24 protein-coding genes are annotated in these 22,099 nt (G+C 49.2%); 12 read left to right on the top strand and 12 right to left on the bottom strand.

Features of this window, described 5'->3' with window-relative positions; translation table 11 throughout:
* The first annotated feature begins 57 nt into the window (after positions 1–57).
* The 12 genes from gspC to gspO are packed head-to-tail and all read left to right on the top strand — an operon-like array spanning position 58 to position 10,718.
* Entirely contained in the window at positions 58–873 is an 816-nt protein-coding gene (gene gspC, locus EAS44_RS02825) for a type II secretion system protein GspC (protein ID WP_001142674.1), read from the top strand.
* Positions 857–2,809, top strand: coding sequence for a type II secretion system secretin GspD (gene gspD / locus EAS44_RS02820; protein WP_001514015.1), 1,953 nt, complete (start codon positions 857–859; stop codon positions 2,807–2,809). The genes gspC and gspD overlap by 17 nt, the downstream gene beginning before the upstream one ends.
* A 9-nt stretch (positions 2,810–2,818) precedes the next feature.
* Positions 2,819–4,300 (top strand): type II secretion system ATPase GspE, encoded by a 1,482-nt coding sequence (gspE, locus tag EAS44_RS02815; protein ID WP_001219891.1) that lies wholly within the window; start codon positions 2,819–2,821, stop codon positions 4,298–4,300.
* Positions 4,297–5,493: a type II secretion system inner membrane protein GspF gene (gspF, locus tag EAS44_RS02810; protein ID WP_001109576.1), complete on the top strand. Its 1,197-nt coding sequence runs from the start codon at positions 4,297–4,299 to the stop codon at positions 5,491–5,493. The genes gspE and gspF overlap by 4 nt, the downstream gene beginning before the upstream one ends.
* A gap of 9 nt (positions 5,494–5,502) precedes the next feature.
* Positions 5,503–5,940, top strand: a complete 438-nt coding sequence (gene gspG / locus EAS44_RS02805) for a type II secretion system major pseudopilin GspG (protein WP_001202877.1) — start codon at positions 5,503–5,505, stop codon at positions 5,938–5,940.
* Positions 5,941–5,947: 7 nt separating this feature from the next.
* Positions 5,948–6,457 carry a type II secretion system minor pseudopilin GspH gene (gspH, locus tag EAS44_RS02800; protein WP_001076038.1) on the top strand — a complete coding sequence of 170 codons (510 nt, stop codon included), beginning with the start codon at positions 5,948–5,950 and terminating at the stop codon, positions 6,455–6,457.
* Positions 6,454–6,849, top strand: a complete 396-nt coding sequence (gene gspI, locus EAS44_RS02795; protein ID WP_001041747.1) for a type II secretion system minor pseudopilin GspI — start codon at positions 6,454–6,456, stop codon at positions 6,847–6,849. Before gspH ends, gspI begins: the two co-directional genes overlap by 4 nt.
* Positions 6,842–7,429 (top strand): type II secretion system minor pseudopilin GspJ, encoded by a 588-nt coding sequence (gene gspJ, locus EAS44_RS02790; RefSeq protein ID WP_000610632.1) that lies wholly within the window; start codon positions 6,842–6,844, stop codon positions 7,427–7,429. The genes gspI and gspJ overlap by 8 nt, the downstream gene beginning before the upstream one ends.
* On the top strand, positions 7,422–8,405 hold the full coding sequence (gene gspK, locus EAS44_RS02785) for a type II secretion system minor pseudopilin GspK (protein WP_001058509.1): 984 nt from the start codon (positions 7,422–7,424) through the stop codon (positions 8,403–8,405). Before gspJ ends, gspK begins: the two co-directional genes overlap by 8 nt.
* A 14-nt stretch (positions 8,406–8,419) precedes the next feature.
* Positions 8,420–9,583, top strand: coding sequence for a type II secretion system protein GspL (gspL, locus tag EAS44_RS02780; protein ID WP_001332436.1), 1,164 nt, complete (start codon positions 8,420–8,422; stop codon positions 9,581–9,583).
* Positions 9,580–10,041 carry a type II secretion system protein GspM gene (gspM, locus tag EAS44_RS02775; RefSeq protein WP_001298207.1) on the top strand — a complete coding sequence of 154 codons (462 nt, stop codon included), beginning with the start codon at positions 9,580–9,582 and terminating at the stop codon, positions 10,039–10,041. The genes gspL and gspM overlap by 4 nt, the downstream gene beginning before the upstream one ends.
* The gene (gene gspO / locus EAS44_RS02770) at positions 10,041–10,718 is read left to right on the top strand and encodes a prepilin peptidase GspO (RefSeq protein WP_000178175.1); all 678 of its coding nucleotides are present in this window, start codon (positions 10,041–10,043) and stop codon (positions 10,716–10,718) included. The genes gspM and gspO overlap by 1 nt, the downstream gene beginning before the upstream one ends.
* Positions 10,719–10,746: 28 nt before the next feature.
* Here gspO and bfr read toward each other — a convergent pair whose 3' ends face one another.
* The 12 genes from bfr to fkpA all read right to left on the bottom strand — a co-directional run bounded on the left by bfr (position 10,747) and on the right by fkpA (position 21,925).
* On the bottom strand, positions 10,747–11,223 hold the full coding sequence (gene bfr, locus EAS44_RS02765) for a bacterioferritin (protein ID WP_000675504.1): 477 nt from the start codon (positions 11,221–11,223) through the stop codon (positions 10,747–10,749).
* A gap of 71 nt (positions 11,224–11,294) precedes the next feature.
* On the bottom strand, positions 11,295–11,489 hold the full coding sequence (bfd, locus tag EAS44_RS02760; RefSeq protein WP_000289085.1) for a bacterioferritin-associated ferredoxin: 195 nt from the start codon (positions 11,487–11,489) through the stop codon (positions 11,295–11,297).
* Positions 11,490–11,657: 168 nt separating this feature from the next.
* Positions 11,658–14,360, bottom strand: a complete 2,703-nt coding sequence (chiA, locus tag EAS44_RS02755; protein WP_000773166.1) for a bifunctional chitinase/lysozyme — start codon at positions 14,358–14,360, stop codon at positions 11,658–11,660.
* 291 nt (positions 14,361–14,651) lie between these two features.
* Positions 14,652–15,836, bottom strand: coding sequence for an elongation factor Tu (gene tuf / locus EAS44_RS02750; protein WP_000031783.1), 1,185 nt, complete (start codon positions 15,834–15,836; stop codon positions 14,652–14,654).
* Positions 15,837–15,906: 70 nt separating this feature from the next.
* Positions 15,907–18,021 carry an elongation factor G gene (gene fusA / locus EAS44_RS02745; RefSeq protein ID WP_000124700.1) on the bottom strand — a complete coding sequence of 705 codons (2,115 nt, stop codon included), beginning with the start codon at positions 18,019–18,021 and terminating at the stop codon, positions 15,907–15,909.
* Positions 18,022–18,117: 96 nt separating this feature from the next.
* The gene (rpsG, locus tag EAS44_RS02740; protein WP_001138043.1) at positions 18,118–18,588 is read right to left on the bottom strand and encodes a 30S ribosomal protein S7; all 471 of its coding nucleotides are present in this window, start codon (positions 18,586–18,588) and stop codon (positions 18,118–18,120) included.
* Between the two features lie 96 nt (positions 18,589–18,684).
* Positions 18,685–19,059, bottom strand: a complete 375-nt coding sequence (gene rpsL / locus EAS44_RS02735) for a 30S ribosomal protein S12 (RefSeq protein WP_000246815.1) — start codon at positions 19,057–19,059, stop codon at positions 18,685–18,687.
* A 125-nt stretch (positions 19,060–19,184) separates the two neighbouring features.
* On the bottom strand, positions 19,185–19,472 hold the full coding sequence (gene tusB, locus EAS44_RS02730) for a sulfurtransferase complex subunit TusB (RefSeq protein ID WP_000903381.1): 288 nt from the start codon (positions 19,470–19,472) through the stop codon (positions 19,185–19,187).
* Positions 19,473–19,478: 6 nt separating this feature from the next.
* A complete protein-coding gene (tusC, locus tag EAS44_RS02725) occupies positions 19,479–19,838 on the bottom strand; it encodes a sulfurtransferase complex subunit TusC (RefSeq protein ID WP_000820734.1) in 360 nt (119 codons plus the stop codon).
* Positions 19,838–20,224: a sulfurtransferase complex subunit TusD gene (gene tusD, locus EAS44_RS02720; protein ID WP_001209702.1), complete on the bottom strand. Its 387-nt coding sequence runs from the start codon at positions 20,222–20,224 to the stop codon at positions 19,838–19,840. The genes tusC and tusD overlap by 1 nt, the downstream gene beginning before the upstream one ends.
* On the bottom strand, positions 20,224–20,946 hold the full coding sequence (yheO, locus tag EAS44_RS02715) for a transcriptional regulator (RefSeq protein WP_000091466.1): 723 nt from the start codon (positions 20,944–20,946) through the stop codon (positions 20,224–20,226). Before yheO ends, tusD begins: the two co-directional genes overlap by 1 nt.
* A 166-nt stretch (positions 20,947–21,112) precedes the next feature.
* Positions 21,113–21,925: an FKBP-type peptidyl-prolyl cis-trans isomerase gene (gene fkpA, locus EAS44_RS02710; protein ID WP_000838261.1), complete on the bottom strand. Its 813-nt coding sequence runs from the start codon at positions 21,923–21,925 to the stop codon at positions 21,113–21,115.
* Between the last annotated feature and the right edge of the window lie 174 nt (positions 21,926–22,099).

Raw genomic sequence — 22,099 nt, 5'->3', positions numbered from 1 at the left:
TATTTATACTAACGTCAATATACAACCCACCCAATCTATTTTATTAGAACATACATCGTGCCCACACTACCTTTCCCTTTCCATCTGGCGAATCATAATAAAGATGCTGCCATCAATATATTGATTATATTTATAAGCATAGGGTTGATTATTTTTAATGTGAATTATTTCCATACAACTATAGTTAAAAATGAACAGATCATTAATCAACCAACAAATGCATTTCAGTCTGAATTCAGCCTTGCCGCTTTATGGCGCAACGAAAATCATGCTGGGGTAAAAGATGCAAATCCCGTGGCAGTTAATCAGGAAACACCTAAGCTCTCTATAGCGCTTAATGGCATTGTACTCACATCGAATGATGAGACTTCTTTTGTCTTAATTAATGAGGGGAACGAACAAAAGCGATACTCCCTCAACGAAGCCCTTGAGTCAGCGCCGGGAACGTTTATTAGAAAAATAAATAAAACCAGCGTTGTGTTTGAAACTCACGGGCATTACGAAAAAGTAACTCTCCATCCAGGGCTACCTGACATCATCAAGCAGCCTGATTCGGAAAATCAAAATGTACTCGCCGATTATATTATCGCCACACCTATACGTGATGGAGAACAGATATACGGTCTTCGATTGAATCCTCGTAAGGGTCTCAATGCATTTACCACCAGCTTGCTGCAACCTGGGGATATCGCCCTCAGGATCAATAATCTTTCGCTGACCCACCCTGATGAGGTTTCACAGGCATTAAGTTTACTGCTAACTCAACAAAGTGCTCAGTTTACAATTCGTCGCAACGGCGTACCCCGCTTGATAAATGTTTCCGTCGCGGAACTTACAGGAATGAATGGACAGCGCAATGAAGGGACTCAATAAAATCACCTGCTGCTTGCTGGCAGCACTACTCATGCCTTGTGCAGGACACGCTGAGAACGAACAATACGGCGCTAACTTCAATAACGCCGATATCCGCCAGTTCGTGGAAATAGTGGGTCAGCATCTTGGCAAAACGATCCTGATCGACCCTTCGGTACAGGGAACCATTTCCGTACGCAGTAATGATACGTTTAGCCAACAGGAGTACTACCAGTTCTTTTTAAGTATTCTTGATCTTTACGGTTATTCCGTGATCACACTGGACAATGGTTTTCTGAAAGTGGTGCGCTCAGCTAATGTAAAAACATCGCCAGGGATGATTGCTGACAGTTCTCGTCCAGGCGTAGGTGATGAGTTGGTCACCCGAATCGTACCGCTTGAGAACGTTCCTGCTCGTGACCTGGCTCCCCTGCTCCGCCAGATGATGGATGCGGGTAGCGTCGGTAATGTTGTGCATTATGAACCCTCCAACGTTCTTATTCTGACCGGTCGTGCCTCCACCATTAATAAACTGATTGAAGTCATAAAGCGCGTTGATGTCATCGGCACAGAGAAGCAGCAAATTATTCATCTGGAATATGCATCAGCGGAAGATCTCGCCGAGATTCTTAATCAATTAATCAGCGAAAGCCACGGTAAAAGCCAGATGCCTGCCCTCCTTTCCGCGAAGATTGTGGCGGATAAGCGAACCAACTCTCTTATCATCAGCGGGCCGGAAAAAGCACGCCAGCGCATAACTTCATTACTGAAAAGCCTTGATGTAGAAGAGAGCGAGGAAGGAAATACCCGGGTCTATTACCTGAAATATGCTAAAGCCACGAATCTGGTGGAAGTGCTAACCGGTGTTTCCGAAAAGCTGAAAGATGAAAAAGGGAATTCGCGTAAGCCTTCTTCTACTTCTGCGATGGATAATGTGGCCATTACCGCCGATGAACAGACCAACTCGTTGGTCATTACCGCTGACCAGTCCGTCCAGGAGAAACTCGCCACGGTAATTGCGCGTCTGGATATTCGCCGTGCACAGGTGCTGGTTGAGGCAATCATCGTCGAAGTTCAGGATGGAAATGGACTCAACCTCGGCGTGCAATGGGCGAATAAAAACGTTGGCGCACAGCAATTTACCAATACGGGATTACCGGTTTTTAACGCTGCGCAAGGTGTAGCTGATTATAAAAAGAATGGCGGGATCACCAGCGCGAATCCTGCCTGGGATATGTTTAGCGCCTACAATGGCATGGCTGCAGGCTTCTTCAATGGCGACTGGGGCGTATTGTTGACTGCGCTGGCCAGTAACAATAAAAATGACATCCTCGCCACCCCGAGCATCGTAACGCTGGATAATAAACTCGCGTCCTTCAACGTTGGTCAGGATGTGCCGGTGCTATCCGGCTCTCAGACCACTTCTGGGGATAACGTCTTTAATACTGTCGAACGCAAAACGGTGGGCACAAAACTCAAAGTCACTCCGCAGGTCAATGAAGGCGACGCGGTACTGCTCGAAATAGAGCAGGAGGTTTCCAGCGTTGACTCTTCGTCTAATTCGACGCTCGGCCCGACATTTAACACCCGTACTATTCAAAACGCCGTGCTGGTTAAAACCGGTGAAACGGTGGTCCTGGGCGGATTGCTGGATGATTTTTCTAAAGAGCAAGTGTCAAAGGTTCCTCTGCTTGGCGATATTCCTTTAGTGGGACAACTCTTCCGCTATACCTCGACCGAGCGCGCTAAACGCAACCTGATGGTATTTATCCGTCCGACGATTATCCGTGACGATGATGTTTATCGCTCACTGTCAAAAGAGAAATACACCCGCTACCGCCAGGAGCAACAGCTGCGAATCGACGGGAAATCAAAAGCGCTGATTGGCTCGGAAGATTTGCCGGTGCTGGATGAGAACACGTTCAACAGTCACGCTCCTGCGCCATCGTCACGGTGAGGCATTCTTATGAGAATTCACTCACCGTACCCCGCCAGTTGGGCGCTGGCACAACGAATTGGTTATCTCTATTCAGAGGGCGAGATTATTTATCTCGCCGATACGCCATTCGAACGGTTACTCGATATTCAACGTCAGGTTGGCCAGTGCCAGACCATGACCAGCTTGTCACAGGCTGATTTTGAAGCCCGGCTGGAAGCGGTGTTCCATCAGAATACCGGTGAGTCGCAACAGATTGCGCAAGATATCGATCAATCCGTCGATCTTCTCTCGCTTTCGGAAGAGATGCCCGCAAATGAAGATCTCCTGAATGAAGATTCAGCGGCACCGGTTATCCGCTTGATCAATGCTATTTTGAGTGAGGCCATCAAAGAAACCGCCTCCGATATCCACATTGAAACCTATGAAAAAACAATGTCGATCCGTTTTCGCATCGACGGCGTTTTGCGGACAATTTTACAGCCAAACAAAAAACTGGCGGCACTGCTTATCTCCCGAATTAAGGTCATGGCTCGTCTTGATATCGCCGAAAAACGTATTCCACAGGATGGACGTATTAGTTTGCGTATCGGGCGACGTAACATAGATGTCCGCGTATCCACACTGCCGTCCATCTATGGTGAACGCGCCGTGCTCCGTCTGCTGGATAAAAACAGCCTCCAGCTTTCATTGAACAACCTGGGGATGACGGCAGCGGATAAACAGGATTTAGAAAATCTCATCCAGCTTCCACACGGTATTATCCTGGTGACCGGACCGACAGGCTCCGGTAAAAGTACCACGCTCTACGCCATTCTTTCGGCGCTGAATACTCCCGGCCGCAATATTCTGACGGTAGAAGATCCCGTGGAATATGAACTGGAAGGCATAGGACAAACGCAGGTGAATACCCGTGTGGATATGTCTTTCGCTCGCGGCCTGCGCGCCATACTTCGCCAGGACCCGGATGTCGTCATGGTGGGGGAAATTCGTGATACAGAAACCGCGCAAATTGCGGTTCAGGCCTCGCTCACCGGCCATCTGGTACTCTCAACACTCCACACTAACAGTGCATCAGGCGCAGTGACCCGGCTCCGCGACATGGGCGTCGAATCATTCCTGCTTTCGTCTTCACTGGCAGGGATTATCGCGCAACGTCTGGTTCGTCGTCTGTGTCCGCAATGCCGACAATTCACGCCTGTATCGCCGCAACAAGCGCAGATGTTTAAACATCATCAGCTCGCGGTGACGACAATTGGCACTCCCGTAGGCTGCCCTCATTGCCATCAATCCGGCTACCAGGGGCGCATGGCGATCCACGAAATGATGGTGGTGACGCCGGAATTGCGGGCCGCTATTCATGAAAATGTGGATGAACAAGCACTGGAGCGACTGGTCCGGCAACAACACAATGCCTTAATCAAAAATGGCCTGCAAAAAGTGATACGCGGTGACACCTCCTGGGATGAGGTTATGCGCGTCGCCAGTGCCACGCTGGAGAACGAAGCATGAATTATCGCTATCGCGCCATGACCCAGGATGGTCAAAAATTGCAGGGGATCATTGATGCTAACGATGAACGTCAGGCACGACTGCGGCTGCGTGAAGAAGGGCTTTTCCTGTTGGATATTCGCCCCCAAAAAAGTTCGGGAGTAAAAACACGTCGCCCGAGGATCAGCCATAGTGAACTAACGCTTTTCACCCGGCAGTTGGCAACCTTAAGCGCAGCGGCATTACCCCTGGAAGAGAGCCTTGCCGTAATTGGTCAACAAAGCAGTAATAATCGACTGGCTGACGTGTTAAATCAGGTACGCAGCGCCATCCTTGAAGGGCATCCCCTTTCCGATGCGTTACAACATTTTCCCACGCTTTTCGATTCGCTCTACCGTACCCTGGTAAAAGCGGGCGAAAAGAGCGGTCTGCTGGCCCCGGTGTTGGAAAAGCTGGCTGATTACAATGAAAACCGGCAGAAAATCCGCAGCAAGCTCATTCAGTCACTGATCTACCCCTGCATGCTCACTACGGTGGCGATTGTGGTCGTGATTATTCTCCTCACTGCTGTCGTGCCCAAAATTACCGAACAGTTCGTGCATATGAAGCAGCAACTGCCACTGAGTACACGCATTCTTTTAGGTCTGAGCGACACGTTGCAACGTACCGGCCCGACATTATTAGCGACAGTATTTATTGTCGCTGTGGGTTTCTGGCTCTGGTTAAAACGCGGCAATAACCGCCACCGTTTTCATGCCATGTTACTGCGCGTTGCGCTCATCGGCCCGCTGATTTGCGCCATTAACAGCGCACGCTATCTCCGCACTTTAAGTATTTTGCAATCCAGCGGCGTCCCTCTGCTGGATGGGATGAATTTGTCCACCGAAAGCCTCAACAACCTCGAAATTCGCCAGCGCCTGGCAAATGCGGCAGAAAACGTTCGCCAGGGTAACAGCATTCATCTTTCACTGGAACAAACCGCAATTTTCCCGCCGATGATGCTCTACATGGTGGCCTCTGGCGAAAAAAGCGGGCAACTCGGCACGTTAATGGTCAGAGCCGCAGATAACCAGGAGACACTCCAACAAAATCGGATCGCCTTAACGCTCTCCATCTTCGAGCCAGCACTCATTATTACGATGGCACTGATCGTCCTGTTTATTGTCGTGTCGGTACTCCAACCTCTTCTTCAACTTAACTCAATGATTAATTAAGGAAATCATATGCGCGCAACGGATAAGCAACGCGGTTTTACATTACTGGAAATTATGGTGGTAATTGTCATCATTGGCGTACTCGCCAGCCTGGTGGTTCCCAACCTGATGGGCAATAAAGAAAAGGCGGATAAACAAAAAGCCGTCAGCGATATTGTGGCGCTGGAAAACGCCCTGGATATGTACAAGCTCGACAATCATCGCTATCCAACCACAAATCAGGGGCTTGAATCCTTAGTAGAAGCGCCGACACTGCCACCGCTGGCCGCAAACTATAACAAGGAAGGTTATATCAAGCGTCTGCCTGCCGATCCCTGGGGCAATGATTATGTCCTCGTTAATCCTGGTGAGCATGGTGCATACGATCTGCTTTCAGCAGGACCCGATGGTGAAATGGGAACCGAGGACGACATCACCAACTGGGGTTTGAGCAAGAAGAAAAAGTAAGTCAGCGATGAATCAGCAACGCGGGTTTACCCTGCTGGAGATGATGCTGGTGCTGGCGCTGGTCGCTATCACGGCAAGTGTGGTGCTCTTCACATATGGTCGGGAGGATGCCGCCAGCACTCGTGCGCGCGAAACAGCGGCGCGGTTTACCGCTGCACTTGAATTAGCCATCGACCGCGCCACGCTCAGTGGTCAGCCTGTCGGTATCCATTTCTCTGATTCAGCATGGCGCATTATGGTACCGGGCAAAACACCATCAGCCTGGCGCTGGGTTCCATTACAAGAAGATGCCGCAGACGAGAGCAAAAATGACTGGGGTGAAGAACTCTCAATTCAACTTCAGCCATTTAAACCTGATGACAGCAACCAACCGCAGGTGGTGATTCTGGCCGACGGACAAATCACGCCCTTCTCTTTGTTGATGGCTAATGCCGGGACCAGTAAGCCGCTCCTGACGTTAGTCAGTTCAGGCTCATGGCCCCTGGATCAAACGCTCGCCAGAGATACCCGCCCATGAACAAACAATCAGGGATGACACTGCTTGAAGTCTTACTGGCGATGAGTATTTTCACCGCTGTTGCGCTGACTTTAATGAGCAGTATGCAAGGGCAACGAACTGCCATCGAGCGGATGCGTAATGAGACGCTGGCATTGTGGATAGCGGATAACCAGCTTCAGTCACAAGATTCATTCGACGAGGAAAACACGTCCAGTTCTGGCAAAGAGTTAATAAATGGCGAAGAGTTAATAAATGGCGAAGAGTGGAACTGGCGCAGCGATATCCACTCAAGCAAAGACGGCACGCTTCTGGAACACACCATAACGGTGACATTACCCAGCGGTCAGACAACCTCGCTTACGCGCTATCAAAGCATCAATAATAAATCCGGGCAGGCACAAGATGATTAATCGCCAGCAGGGTTTCACATTGCTGGAAGTCATGGCGGCGCTGGCGATTTTCTCAATGCTTAGCGTGCTGGCGTTTATGATTTTTTCTCAAGCTTCCGAGTTGCATCAACGTTCACAGAAAGAAATCCAGCAGTTCAATCAGCTACAGCGCACCATCACCATTCTTGATAACGATCTCCTGCAACTGGTCGCCCGGCGGAATCGGAGTACGGATAAAATCATGGTGTTGGGTGAAGAAGCGATTTTTACCACGCAAAGTCGCGATCCGCTGGCCCCTCTCAGTGAAGCACAAACCTTACTCACTGTTCACTGGTATCTGCGAAATCATACGCTCTACCGTGCTGTTCGTACTTCTGTGGATGGCAGGAAGGATCAACCCGCCCAGGCGATGCTGGAACATGTCGAGAGCTTTCTTCTGGAAAGTAACAGCGGAGAAAGCCAGGAGCTTCCTCTCTCAGTCACGTTACATCTGAAGACTCAGCAATATGGGGCGTTACAGCGCCGTTTTGCATTACCTGAGCAGTTAGCGAGAGAAGAGTCGCCAGCTCAGACGCAGGCCGGGAATAATAACCATGAATAATGAACAACGCGGCGTAGCACTGCTCATTGTACTCATGTTACTGGCGCTCATGGCTGCTCTGGCTGCAGACATGACGATCAGTTTTCACGGCCAGCTTCATCGAACCCGCCAGGTAAACCATCATTTGCAACGGCAATATGATATTGAGCTGGCGGAGAAACTTGCGCTTGCCAGCCTCACCCAGGACGTTAAAGATAACGACAGACAAACCACGTTGCAGCAGTACTGGGCACAACCGCAACAGTTGCAGCTGGAAAATGGCAATACAGTGAAGTGGCAGTTACGCGATGCCCAGCACTGTTTTAATCTCAATGCCTTAGCAAAAATATCTGACGCCCCACTGGCTTCCCCTGATTTCCCCGCCCAGGTATTCAGTGCCCTGCTGATTAACGCCGGTATCGATCGCGGAAACACCGATGAGATCGTGCAATCAATCGCTGACTATATTGATGCCGATGATTCGCCACGCTTTCACGGCGCAGAAGATAACTTTTACCAAAGCCAAACGCCGCCTCGCCATAGCGCCAATCAAATGCTTTTTCTGACCGGTGAATTGCGTCAGATAAAAGGCATAACCGAAAACATCTATCAGCGGCTTATCCCGTATGTCTGCGTTCTCCCGACCTCGGAACTTAGCATCAATCTTAATATGCTAACGGAGAACGATATTCCGCTCTTCAGAGCATTATTCCTCAATAACATCACGGATGCTGACGCTCGGGTCTTATTACAAAAAAGGCCCAGGGAAGGCTGGCTCACCACAGATGCATTTCTTTACTGGGCGCAGCAGGATTTCTCCGGCGTGAAGCCCCTGGTTGCTCAGGTGAAAGGGCATCTCTTTCCCTATAGCCGCTATTTTACGCTGAGTACGGAAAGTATCAGCGACGAACAATCCCAGGGATGGCAAAGCCATATTTTTTTCAACCGTAAACAGCAGAGCGCCCAAATCTATCGGCGTACGCTGCAACTCTACTAATCATAAGGATCGTGATGCCTGAATCGTTGATGGTAATACGTTCTTTCTCGACGCTGCGTAAGCATTGGGAATGGATGACGTTCTCCGCAGATAGCGTATCTTCGGTACATACGCTCACAGACGATCTTCCGCTGGAGTCGCTGGCCGATCAGCCCGGTGCCGGAAATGTTCACCTTTTGATCCCACCTGAGGGTCTTTTATATCGTTCCCTCACGCTGCCCAACGCCAAATACAAACTCACCGCGCAAACATTACAGTGGTTGGCGGAGGAGACATTACCCGACGCCAGCCAAAATTGGCACTGGATGGTTGTCGATAAACAAAACGAAAGTGTCGAGGTGATAGGCATTCAGTCGGAGAAACTCAGTCGTTATCTTGAGCGTTTACATACTGCCGGACTCAACGTGACGCGGGTTTTGCCAGATGGCTGCTATCTTCCCTGGGAAGTAGATAGCTGGACTCTGGTTAACCAGCAAACAAGCTGGCTTATTCGCAGTGCCGCACATGCCTTCAACGAACTGGATGAACACTGGTTACAGCATCTTGCTAACCAGTTTCCGCCAGAGAATATGCGTTGTTATGGTGTAGCGCCTCACGGCGTTGCAGCGGCCAATCCACTTATCCAGCATCCTGAAATACCATCACTGAGTTTGTATTCTGCCGATATTGCATTCCAGCGCTATGACATGCTGCATGGTGTTTTTCGTAAACAGAAAACTGTAAGCAAATCGGGAAAATGGCTCGCCCGCCTGGCAGTAAGCTGTCTCGTTCTCGCCATTCTTTCTTTTGTTGGCAGCCGGGGCATCGCGTTCTGGCAAACGCTTAAGATTGAAGATCAACTTCAGCAACAACAGCAAGAAACCTGGCAACGTTATTTCCCGCAGATCAAACACACCCACAACTTTCGTTTTTACTTTAAGCAGCAACTCGCTCAGCAATATCCTGAAGCTGTACCGTTGCTCTATCATTTACAAACACTTCTGCTTGAACACCCTGAACTGCAGTTAATGGAGGCGAACTATAGCCAGAGGCAAAAGTCGCTGACCTTAAAAATGAGTGCTAAGAGTGAAGCCAATATCGATCGTTTCTGTGAGTTAACACAGTCCTGGCTTCCGATGGAAAAAACAGAAAAAGATCCGGTCAGTGGTGTATGGACAGTAAGGAACTCAGGGAAATGATTAAATCATGGTGGGCAGAAAAATCCACATCGGAAAAACAGATCGTTGCGGCATTGGCGGTTCTCTCGCTCGGCGTTTTTTGTTGGCTTGCGGTGATAAAACCGATAGATACCTACATTGAAGAGCATCAGTCCCACGCGCAAAAAATTAAGAAGGACATCAAATGGATGCAGGATCAAGCGAGCACCCATGGTTTACTCGGTCATCCAGCGCTTACGCAGCCCATCAAAAATATCCTTCTCGAAGAAGCAAAACGTGAGAATTTGACTATCACGCTGGAAAACGGTCCGGACAATACTCTGACAATTAACCCTGTCACAGCTCCCCTCGAAAACGTCTCCCGCTGGCTCACTACGGCACAGATAACATACGGTATTGTTATTGAAGACCTTCAGTTTACTCTTGCCGGAAACGAAGAGATCACCCTCAAGCATTTGTCCTTCAGGGAGCAACAATAATGACAATGCTACTGCCGCTCTTCATTCTGGTTGGTTTTATTGCAGGTTATTTTGTTAATGTCATGGCCTATCACCTCTCGCCTTTGGAGGATAAAACGGCGTTAACGTTTCGCCAGGTATTGGTTCATTTCTGGCAAAAAAAATATGCCTGGCATGATACAGTGCCCCTGATACTTTGCGTTGCTGCTGCTATCGCCTGCGCCCTGGCACCTTTCACGCCCATTGTGACTGGCGCACTCTTTCTCTATTTCTGTTTCGCACTCACGCTCAGTGTTATTGATTTTCGCACTCAGCTCCTGCCCGACAAACTCACCTTACCGCTGCTCTGGCTTGGCTTGGTATTTAATGCGCAGTCTGGATTAATTGATTTACATGATGCGGTTTATGGCGCGGTCGCTGGCTATGGGGTGCTGTGGTGTGTTTACTGGGGCGTCTGGTTAGTTTGTCACAAAGAGGGATTGGGCTACGGTGATTTCAAGCTACTGGCCGCTGCAGGCGCGTGGTGTGGCTGGCAAACGTTGCCAATGATACTGCTGATTGCCTCGCTGGGTGGCATTGGTTACGCCATCGTTTCACAACTTCTGCAACGCCGGACTATAACCACTATCGCATTCGGCCCGTGGCTTGCGCTCGGCAGCATGATAAACCTGGGATATCTGGCCTGGATCTCTTATTAACCGGGAGGGTTCTCCCTCCCGACACGGCTCAACCTTCTTCGCGAATCTGTGCTTGCAGATAATTTTGCAGTCCCATCTTCTGAATCAGATCAAGTTCCGTTTCCAGCCAGTCGATATGGCCTTCTTCATCGCGCAAAATTTCTATCATCATATCGCGGCTGACGTAATCATGAACGCTATCGGCATAACCAATTGCCTCACGCAAATTCTTCGCGCCATCCAGCTCAAGTGCCAGATCAGAACGCAGCATTTCCTCAACATCTTCACCAATGTTCAGTTTGCCCAGGTCCTGTAAGTTTGGAAGACCTTCCAGAAAAAGAATGCGCTCAATATAACGATCGGCGTGTTTCATCTCATCAATGGATTCATGATACTCCACATCATTGAGACGTTTGAGACCCCAGTTTTTAAACATCCGGGCATGAAGAAAGTACTGATTGATTGCGACAAGCTCATTTCCCAACAGTTTGTTGAGATAATTTATAACTTTAGTATCACCTTTCATTTTTTGACTCCTTCGCTTCCACTCTTTGAAGCGTAGAACGGCTTACGAGTAAGTCAAAAAACACACTCCGTTTATGCGGACTCCTTAAACTCCGGCAGTTGCATTAATTCATCCTCCATCACTTCACGCGCGGCCCGGACACATTTACCGCACTGATTGCCGACCGGAATGAATTTTTTTAATTGCTGGAACGAGTGGGGGGAAAACTGACGCACAGCCTGACGAATTTTTTTATCGCTGATACCATTACAAAGACAAACGTACATAGAGACTCCCGTATACTTTTTTCAAAAATAAATGAAAATAGTTCTTATTTCAATTACGGAAAGACTCTTTTTTAAGCAAAGAATAGAAATATGAATAAAAATAATGGGCTACCAAAAGTAGCCCATTGACAAAAAATGCGGCGATACCGGAAGGTATCGCCAACACATTTATTGCTTAGTAAACGGCGCGAAGATTTCGCTAAATGCGTACTTCGGTGCCTGTTCTTTAGTCAGGCCGTGGAATTCCGGAGACAGGTTAGTGCCGCCTGGCAGGTCGCGCGCGATTGACCAGATACCAACCATACCGAGATTACGCTTCTGCGCATCCTGCATGACCAGACGAGCATCAGAGAGATAGAACACCTCGCCCTGAACGTCGTTCACGCCAACCATCGGCGTGGTACCCATCATAGCGTCAATTTCTGCATCGCTCTTGTTGGGATGGAGGCCTTTCAATTGTGAATGCAGGTTGGCAATCGCAGACGTTGCACACTTACCGTGAATGTTCTGGCCTTCGGTATTTGCAGACTGACAAATCGCGTTACCGTAGTCCATTGTCATCACGTTCACACCCGCCAGCTCAACACCTTTCGCTTTGGCATCGCTCAGGACATTCATCCCTTCCGGCGTCAGGCCTGTCGGCAGAATTGGCAAGGTATACCAGATAGCAATATCTTTGCCTTCTGACTTCCATTTATCCTGCACTTTCTTCACAGCAAGGTTACGACGTTCAATAGATGCCTGATCCGCAACCCAGGTGCCTTCGATATCGAAGTCCAGGACTCTGAGGTTCAGGTTATCAACGATGTCATAATAATGCTGCATTAGATCGTCAACGTTCTTACAGGAAGCTGCCAGCGGGGCATTATTAGCACCACCGATAGACAGCATCACATCACCGCCAGCCTCACGCAGAGCTTTGATTTTGCTGTACTGAGCGTAATTCTGCATACCGTAAGCGGTACCCCATGTCGGTAGACAGGTGTTCGCATCTTTACTCACCACAAACGCCAGCGTGAAGTGGTTGACGTTATGACTCTTAGCCAGCGCAGCCAAATCCGGGATCGTATTCAGCGTAAAGTCGACATACGGTGCATAAACGTGTTTCGGCCACGCTTTCTTCGGCGTACCTACGCGCTCTTTGGTTCCGGTCCAGTCAACAAAAACACGCCACGGGTTGCTGTCAGAAGGAGAAACTTTCTGCACTTTACTCTGAGAAATGTAGTTCTCACCGTTAAAGCGAATCAGCGTATCACTGGCATAAAGCGTTTCTGGATTAAACTGCGGCGCATTATTCAGCTCTTCGTTGCTATAGCTCTGAGTCTTACCTAACGGCTTCCACGGGCGACTATTGCTACCGGTGGCGTTTTGGTTCGCAATCAGAGCAGGGTTGTCACTTTGCGTCCAGAACAGCGCTTCATAAGCCTGCCCATCAACAACAACGCGATCACCTTTCACGTACACGGTGGAAGCGGACCATGCTTTCGCCGGTTCGTATTTCTTCCACGGGTTATCGCCGCCGGGGACAAAGCCCCATGCGTCTTGATCGACAGAGGTTTTATAATGTGCATCGTTATAATCTACGATGCTGTTCGCGCTGTACGCTTTGCTGGCCTGGAAACCATCCGCAATAATGACGCCGCCATTATCAATTTCACAGGTAGTCGGGTTACCGTACTGACTCATTTCCGCAGCGGTAGCTGTACGCACGAGGCGCCATGGGTTATTGGAGTTTTCTACACTGGTGCCACGCGGGCAATCTTCAGAACCAACCCACCAGGCATTCTGATAAACATTACCATTGAAGATAACATGGTAAATTTCGCTGCCTTCCTGGCCACTCCACGCCTGCAGTGAGTAATCGTTACTGCTATCCGCTGGTGTTGATGGCTCGTTGTTATCCGGAGTTGGAGTAACTGGAGTTTCCGGTGTTTCCGGAGTTGGATCAACCGGAGTCACAGCACCGCCATTATTATCCGGCTTAACGGAACAGGAGGCTGGGTTACCATACTGAGTGATTTCTGTTGCCGTTGCCGCGCGAACATAACGCCATGGGTTGCTGGCATCGTTTTCTTTCGCATCGCCTGGGCAATTTGCCGCGCCCACCCACCAGGCGTTCTTATAAATGCCGCCGTTGTAGATAACGTACCATGTAGAAGAACCTTCCTGACCTTTCCAGGCTACGACAGCATAGTTGTCGTTTGACTTATCAGCTGGGGCTGGCTGAACATCAGGAGCCGGTTTAACGTCCGGTGCCGGTTTCACATCCGGTGCAGGCTGTGGTGCTGAAGTACAAGACTGTGGATTACTGGTTTCTGAGATTTCCGTTGCCGTAGCGGCACGAACATAACGCCATGGGTTGCTGGCATCATTGCCTTTCGCATCACCCGGGCAGTTAGAAGAGGCTACCCACCAAGCATTTTTATATACCGCACCATTAAAGACGACATACCAGGTTTGACCGCCCTGCTGTTTATTCCAGGCAACTACAGAAGAATTAGACGGAACAGTGCCCTGTGCTGGTGTAGCCGAAGCGCCATTAGCGGGCGTATTAGATGCTGGCGTATTTGAAGTTGAAGAAGATGAGCTTCCGCTCTTTTCGCAGGAAAGTGTATTGCCAAACTGACTAATTTCAGCAGCTGTTGCGGTACGCTTTAAACGCCACGGGTTAGTTGCATCATTTGCTTTCGCTTTTCCCGGGCAATTTGTAGAAGAAACCCACCAGGCATTTTCATAAATTTTGCCATCGAAAATAACCTGATATTTATTACCACCTTGTTGGTTATTCCATGCTTCCATTGCCAATGCTGGCAGAGCGGAACACACCAGCCCCATACCAATCATAGATTTAGTAAATATATTTAATTTCATTATAATCCCTTGTAACGTAAAAACTGCAAAACAAAAGTCCTACGCAGGAATTATTTACGTTTTACGAGAACCCTTCAATATGAATTAAAGTGCGGCATGAAAAATAAGAAAAAAGCCTGACAAATGAAGCATTTTAAAAACAGAAACATTCATATTTAAAATATTAAATTGAATTGATATTTTAAATATGAATAATTTATTCGTTCTGACAGTACGAATAAGATATGCAGTCAACAAATGCAAAAAGGGCGCCGAAGCGCCCTTTTCAATTCAAAACTAATTAACGTGTAATTAGCCCAGAACTTTAGCAACAACGCCCGCGCCAACGGTACGGCCGCCTTCACGGATTGCGAAACGCAGACCATCGTCCATCGCGATCGGGTGGATCAGGGTAACAACCATTTTGATGTTGTCGCCCGGCATTACCATCTCTACGCCTTCCGGCAGTTCGATGGTACCAGTCACGTCAGTAGTACGGAAGTAGAACTGCGGACGGTAGCCTTTGAAGAACGGAGTATGACGACCGCCTTCATCTTTGGACAGAATGTACACTTCAGATTCGAACTTGGTGTGCGGCTTGATGGTGCCCGGCTTAGCCAGTACCTGACCACGTTCGATTTCTTCACGTTTGATACCGCGCAGCAGAACACCTACGTTCTCACCAGCACGGCCTTCGTCCAGCAGTTTGCGGAACATTTCAACGCCAGTACAGGTAGACTTCTGAGTCTCTTTGATACCAACGATTTCAACTTCTTCACCAACTTTGATGATACCGCGTTCTACACGACCGGTAACAACGGTACCACGACCGGAGATGGAGAATACGTCTTCGATCGGCAGCAGGAACGGCTTGTCAATCGCACGCTCTGGTTCCGGAATGTAGGAATCCAGGAAGCCAGCCAGTTCCAGGATTTTCGCTTCCCACTCTGCGTCGCCTTCCAGCGCTTTCAGAGCAGAACCACGAACGATCGGAGTGTCGTCGCCCGGGAAGTCGTACTGAGACAGAAGTTCACGAACTTCCATTTCAACCAGTTCCAGCAGCTCTTCGTCATCAACCATGTCGCATTTGTTCAGGAACACGATGATGTACGGAACGCCTACCTGACGACCCAGCAGGATGTGCTCACGAGTCTGCGGCATCGGGCCGTCAGTCGCAGCAACTACCAGGATCGCGCCGTCCATCTGAGCAGCACCGGTGATCATGTTTTTAACATAGTCGGCGTGCCCCGGGCAGTCTACGTGCGCGTAGTGACGGGTCGGGGTGTCGTATTCAACGTGAGAAGTGTTGATGGTGATACCACGAGCTTTTTCTTCCGGCGCGTTATCGATCTGGTCGAATGCACGAGCAGCACCGCCGTAGGTTTTAGCCAGTACGGTGGTGATTGCAGCGGTCAGAGTAGTTTTACCGTGGTCAACGTGGCCGATAGTACCAACGTTAACGTGCGGTTTTGTACGTTCAAATTTTTCTTTAGACACGGCTATATTCCTTACTATAGTGCTCTCCCCTTCAGGAGAGAGCACGGGACTTTGGTATTAACCCTTAGGCTTATTTACCACGGGCTTCAATTACGGCCTGAGCAACGTTACTCGGCGCTTCATCATACTTCAGGAATTCCATAGTGTATGATGCGCGACCTTTGGTCAGAGAACGCAGCTGAGTTGCATATCCGAACATTTCAGACAGCGGTACTTCAGCGTGGATCTTAACGCCAGTAACTTCAGATTCCTGACCTTTGAGCATACCACGACGACGGCTCAAGTCACCGATAACGTCACCGGTGTTCTCTTCAGGAGTTTCTACTTCAACCTTCATGATCGGCTCAAGCAGAACTGGTTTAGCTTTCTTAAAGCCTTCTTTAAAGGCGATAGAAGCAGCCAGTTTAAACGCCAGTTCAGAGGAGTCAACGTCATGGTAAGAACCGAAGTGCAGACGAATACCCATGTCTACTACCGGGTAGCCTGCCAGCGGACCTGCTTTCAGCTGTTCCTGGATACCTTTATCAACGGCCGGGATGTATTCGCCAGGGATTACACCACCTTTAATGTCGTTGATGAACTCGTAGCCTTTCGGGTTTGAACCCGGCTCCAGCGGGTACATGTCGATAACAACATGACCATACTGACCACGACCACCAGACTGTTTCGCGTGTTTACCTTCAACATCGGTAACTTTCTGGCGGATAGTTTCACGGTAAGCAACCTGCGGTTTACCTACGTTCGCTTCAACGTTGAATTCACGCTTCATACGGTCAACGATGATGTCGAGGTGCAGTTCGCCCATACCCGCGATGATGGTCTGGTTAGATTCTTCGTCAGTCCATACACGGAAAGACGGGTCTTCTTTAGCCAGACGGCCCAGAGCCAGACCCATTTTTTCCTGGTCAGCTTTGGTTTTCGGTTCAACTGCGATGGAGATTACCGGCTCAGGGAATTCCATACGTTCCAGAATGATCGGCGCATCCGGGTCACACAGGGTGTCACCAGTGGTTACGTCTTTCAGACCGATTGCAGCTGCGATGTCGCCCGCGCGAACTTCTTTGATCTCTTCACGTTTGTTAGCGTGCATCTGAACGATACGACCGAAACGCTCACGTGCAGCTTTCACGGAGTTCAGTACGGTATCACCAGAGTTAACCACACCGGAGTACACACGGAAGAAGGTCAGGTTACCAACAAACGGGTCGGTAGCGATTTTGAACGCCAGTGCAGAGAACGGCTCGTCATCACTTGCGTGACGCTCAGCCGGAGTGTCTTTACCGTCGTCCAGGATACCGTTGATCGCAGGTACGTCAACCGGGGATGGCAGGTAATCAATTACCGCATCCAGCATCGCCTGAACACCTTTGTTCTTGAACGCAGAACCACAGGTTACCAGGATGATTTCGTTGTTCAGAACGCGCTGACGCAGAGCACCTTTGATTTCTGCTTCAGTCAGTTCTTCACCACCCAGGTATTTTTCCATCAGCTCTTCAGAAGCTTCAGCTGCGGATTCGATCAGGTTCTGGTGCCATTCGTTAGCCAGTTCAACCATGTCTGCCGGGATATCTTCGTATTCGAAGGTTACGCCCTGGTCAGCGTCGTTCCAGTTGATAGCTTTCATTTTCACCAGGTCAACAACACCGGTGAAATGTTCTTCAGCACCAATCGCCAGCTGCAGCGGAACCGGGTTCGCGCCCAGACGGGTTTTGATCTGGTTAACAACTTTCAGGAAGTTCGCACCCATGCGGTCCATTTTGTTAACGAACGCAATACGCGGAACTTTATATTTGTTTGCCTGACGCCATACGGTTTCAGACTGCGGCTGAACACCACCAACTGCGCAGTAAACCATTACCGCACCATCGAGAACACGCATGGAACGTTCTACTTCGATTGTGAAGTCAACGTGCCCCGGGGTGTCGATGATGTTGATGCGATGCGGCTCATACTGCTTAGCCATACCAGACCAGAATGCAGTAGTCGCAGCGGAAGTGATGGTAATACCACGTTCCTGCTCCTGCTCCATCCAGTCCATGGTTGCAGCGCCGTCATGAACTTCACCGATTTTATGGTTTACACCGGTGTAGAACAGAATACGTTCGGTAGTAGTGGTTTTACCGGCGTCGATGTGCGCACTGATACCGATGTTACGGTAGCGTGCGATGGGTGTTGTACGAGCCATTTGTTTCCTCGTTTATCTTTTAGGCGTTCAATTTAAGTAGCCCAAAGCGGGCTGCTTACTGGAAGCGCCCGCCTGGTGACTAAAACTCCGAAGGGATTACCAACGGTAGTGTGCGAACGCCTTGTTGGCTTCGGCCATACGGTGAACGTCTTCACGTTTCTTAACTGCAGTACCTTTGTTTTCTGCAGCATCAGAAAGTTCGTTCGCCAGGCGCAGAGCCATGGATTTATCACCGCGTTTACGAGCAGCTTCAACGATCCAACGCATTGCCAGAGCATTACGACGAACCGGACGGACTTCAACTGGTACCTGATAAGTAGAACCACCAACGCGGCGAGACTTAACTTCTACAGTCGGGCGCACGTTTTCGAGAGCTACTTCGAATGCTTCCAGTTCAGATTTACCAGAGCGCTGAGCCAGGGTCTCCAGCGCGCTGTATACGATAGATTCAGCAGTAGATTTTTTACCATCTACCATCAGGATATTTACAAATTTAGCCAGCAGTTCTGATCCGAACTTCGGATCCGGCAGAATTTTACGCTGACCAATGACGCGACGACGTGGCATGGAAATACTCCGTTGTTAATTCAGGATTGTCCAAAACTCTACGAGTTTAGTTTGACATTTAAGTTAAAACGTTTGGCCTTACTTAACGGAGAACCATTAAGCCTTAGGACGCTTCACGCCATACTTGGAACGAGCCTGCTTACGGTCTTTAACGCCGGAGCAGTCAAGCGCACCACGTACGGTGTGGTAACGAACACCCGGGAGGTCTTTAACACGACCACCACGGATCAGGATCACGGAGTGCTCCTGCAGGTTGTGACCTTCACCACCGATGTAGGAAGTCACTTCGAAACCGTTAGTCAGACGAACACGGCATACTTTACGCAGCGCGGAGTTCGGTTTTTTAGGAGTGGTAGTATATACACGAGTACATACGCCACGTTTTTGCGGGCATGCTTCCAGCGCAGGCACGTTGCTTTTCGCAACTTTGCGAGCACGTGGTTTGCGTACCAGCTGGTTAACTGTTGCCATTAAATAGCTCCTGGTTTTAGCTTTTGCTTCGTAAACACGTAATAAAACGTCCTCACACAATATGAGGACGCCGAATTTTAGGGCGATGCCGAAAAGGTGTCAAGAAATATACAACGATCCCGCCATCACCAGGCCATCTGGCTGGAGTGCTTAACCGTAAGTCTGACGAAATCAGTATAGTCAATGGGAATGATGTCGTTCGAAATTCGACCAGTCAAACCGCGGGCAATAAGGTCTTCGTTCAGAGCATAGACCTTAATGGGGGCATTACGCAGACTTTCAAGGTAGCGGTTGCCGTCAACTGCGGCAGTTACGCCATCTTGCAATAATAGCAGTTCGTCACCTTCACTGAGCAGACGCAGCAGCGCAGCAAAGTCCGTCAGCCAGGGTGAACGATGTAATGTGTGCAGCATAACGCCTCAAAACCTCAAAATAACATCGTAGTTGGCGAGTTCGCGGCGTAAGGCATCTGCTTCGAGCGGCGTGGCTTCGACCACAAAAGGTGTCTGCGGATCTAACCCGCGTTCGCGCAGTGAAGCCGCACAAACCCAGCACTGTTCAATGTCATACAGACCCAACAATTTAAAAGTGGCAATGTAATCACGCGCCAGCACTGCATCGGGCTTTTGTCCTGGCAGCAGCTGAAAAACGCCATCAGCAATAAAGAAGACGGCCAGATCGTCAGTTAATGCGGAAGTTGCGAGTAAAGCATCTAATCCCTCGCGGCCAGCCGCGGTGCCATGAGGCACAGTAGAAAAAACAAACGCAATTCGTTTCATCAGAACTGTACCACCCTGTCACAGGTCAGCGAGGCTTCCGCCAGCGCGCCAAGTCCGCTTAAGGTAAATCCCGTCTGAAGGTTTGACGAAGCCAGCCCCAGTCTTCCGGCTTCCGTTTCATCAACAACGCCACGGCGTAATGCCGCCGCTACGCAGATATTCAGCGCCACACCATGTTGCATATTCAACTGTTGCCAGCTGCGCACAAGGTCAAATTCGTCGCTTGCCGGTGAGGTCAATTGGTTAGCGTTATAGACCCCTTCCCGATAGAAAAAAACGCTGCTTAACTCATGGCCTTCTGCTATTAGCGCCTGCGCAAACTGAAAAGCACTACTCGCCTGTTGCGTACCGTATGCTGGCCCGGTCACCACGATGGCAAAACGCATTACTTATCTTGCCCCTGGAAATCACCGCTCTTGAACTGGCGGATGTAGAGATAGACAGTGTGTTTGGAGATGTTCAGGCGGTCAGCAACCTGGTTGATCGCGTCTTTAATATCGAAGATCCCTTTCTCGTAGAGATTTAGCACGATCTGACGATTTTTGGCGTTATTAGAAACATTGCGATCGGCATTCACTTCTTCGATGGTAAACTCCAGCGTTTGGGTAACCAGATCTTCAACAGAAGAGGCAAAGTTGACGCTTGAACCGACATCCGGAGTTTCCGGCGGCACAAAAGTGCTCATAATCTGCGAGAAGGGAACATCAAGATTCATATTGATGCACAGCAGACCAATTACACGCTGTTCGCGGTTACGAATCGCGATAGTCAGGGACTTCATTAATACGCCGCTTTTGGCGCGAGTAAAGTAGCATTTAGAAACGCTGCTATCCGCTCCCGTCATATCGTGCAGCATACGTAGCGCCAGGTCAGTAATTGGCGAACCAATCTTCCGGCCTGTATGTTCACCGTTAGCAATGCGAATGGCTGAACATTTTAGATCCTGCAAAGAGTGCAAAACGATTTCACAGTGGGAGCCAATAAGCATCGCTAACCCGTCCACCACCGCTTCGTAGGATTTCAGAATATCAAAATCGGTCTGGTCAAAAGGACGTTGATCCAGTAAATCCAACTCACTGGTTTCGTTGGTTAAAAGCGACCTGGACATGAAAAAAAACACTCCTTTTCAGGAGCCTGTCGTTAACTTTTCAGGGCAGGCTCATTAATGATGCGGGTAACTAAATTAATACAGCGGAGGTTCCGCTTTCCAGCACTAATTATATCCGGCCTGTAATAAAAAAACCGCCGCCTGGTCAGGCGGCGGTTCTTAGTGCTTATTTTTTAGCAGAGTCTGCGGCTTTCGCATCAGCTTCCGGCTTTGCATCAGCCTTCGGCGCTGGTTTCACATCCAGCAGCTCTACGTCAAACACCAGGGTAGAATTCGGTGGGATCCCCGGAACACCCGCTTTGCCGTAAGCCAGTTCTGGTGGAATAACCAGTTTGATCTTACCGCCTTTCTTGATGTTCTTCAGACCTTCTGTCCAACCCGGGATAACACCGTCCAGACGGAAAGAGAGCGGTTCACCACGGGTGTAAGAGTTGTCGAACTCTTTACCGTCGATCAGCGTACCTTTGTAGTTCACTACAACAGTATCGCTGTCTTTCGGGGCTTCGCCTTTACCGGCTTCTACTACCTGATAAACCAGACCAGTGGAAGAGGTTTTCACACCTTTCTCTTTGGCAAATTTCTCGCGGTACTCTTTACCTTTTGCTTCGTTATCAGCCGCGTCTTTTTCCATCTTCGCCTGAGCAGAAGACTTCACACGAGCTTCGAATGCTTGCAGAGTCTGTTCGATCTCTTGGTCGGAAAGTTTGCTCTTATCAGCAAATGCATCCTGAACACCAGCGATCAGCTGATCTTTATCCAGTTTGATGCCCAGTTTTTCTTGTTCTTTAAGAGAGTTTTCCATGTAACGACCCAGCGAAGCACCCAGTGCATAAGCTGATTTCTGATCGTCATTTTTGAACGCTGCTTTGCTGTCAGCAGTTGTAGCAGGTTTTGCAGCTTCAGCAGCAAAAGTGATTGGTGCATGCAGGGCAACGGCCATTGTGGTCGCCAGCAGCGTTACTTTAAACAGTGATTTCATCCATATCTCCAGGATCGGGGCATCTCACCCCAGGGTTAACTATTATCAGAAGGGTACTATAAAGCGTTGTCGAACAAATCTACATACAGACACGCCCTATTATCATCTATTTTCAGACTCTTTTTGTTTAAATTAGTTTCGATGACCGCGAAATGAGTGCTGTCTCGGGCAGCA

The sequence above is a fragment of the Escherichia coli DSM 30083 = JCM 1649 = ATCC 11775 genome (assembly GCF_003697165.2).
GTDB lineage: Bacteria > Pseudomonadota > Gammaproteobacteria > Enterobacterales > Enterobacteriaceae > Escherichia > Escherichia coli.
This window is presented reverse-complemented; position numbering and strand designations above follow the sequence as displayed.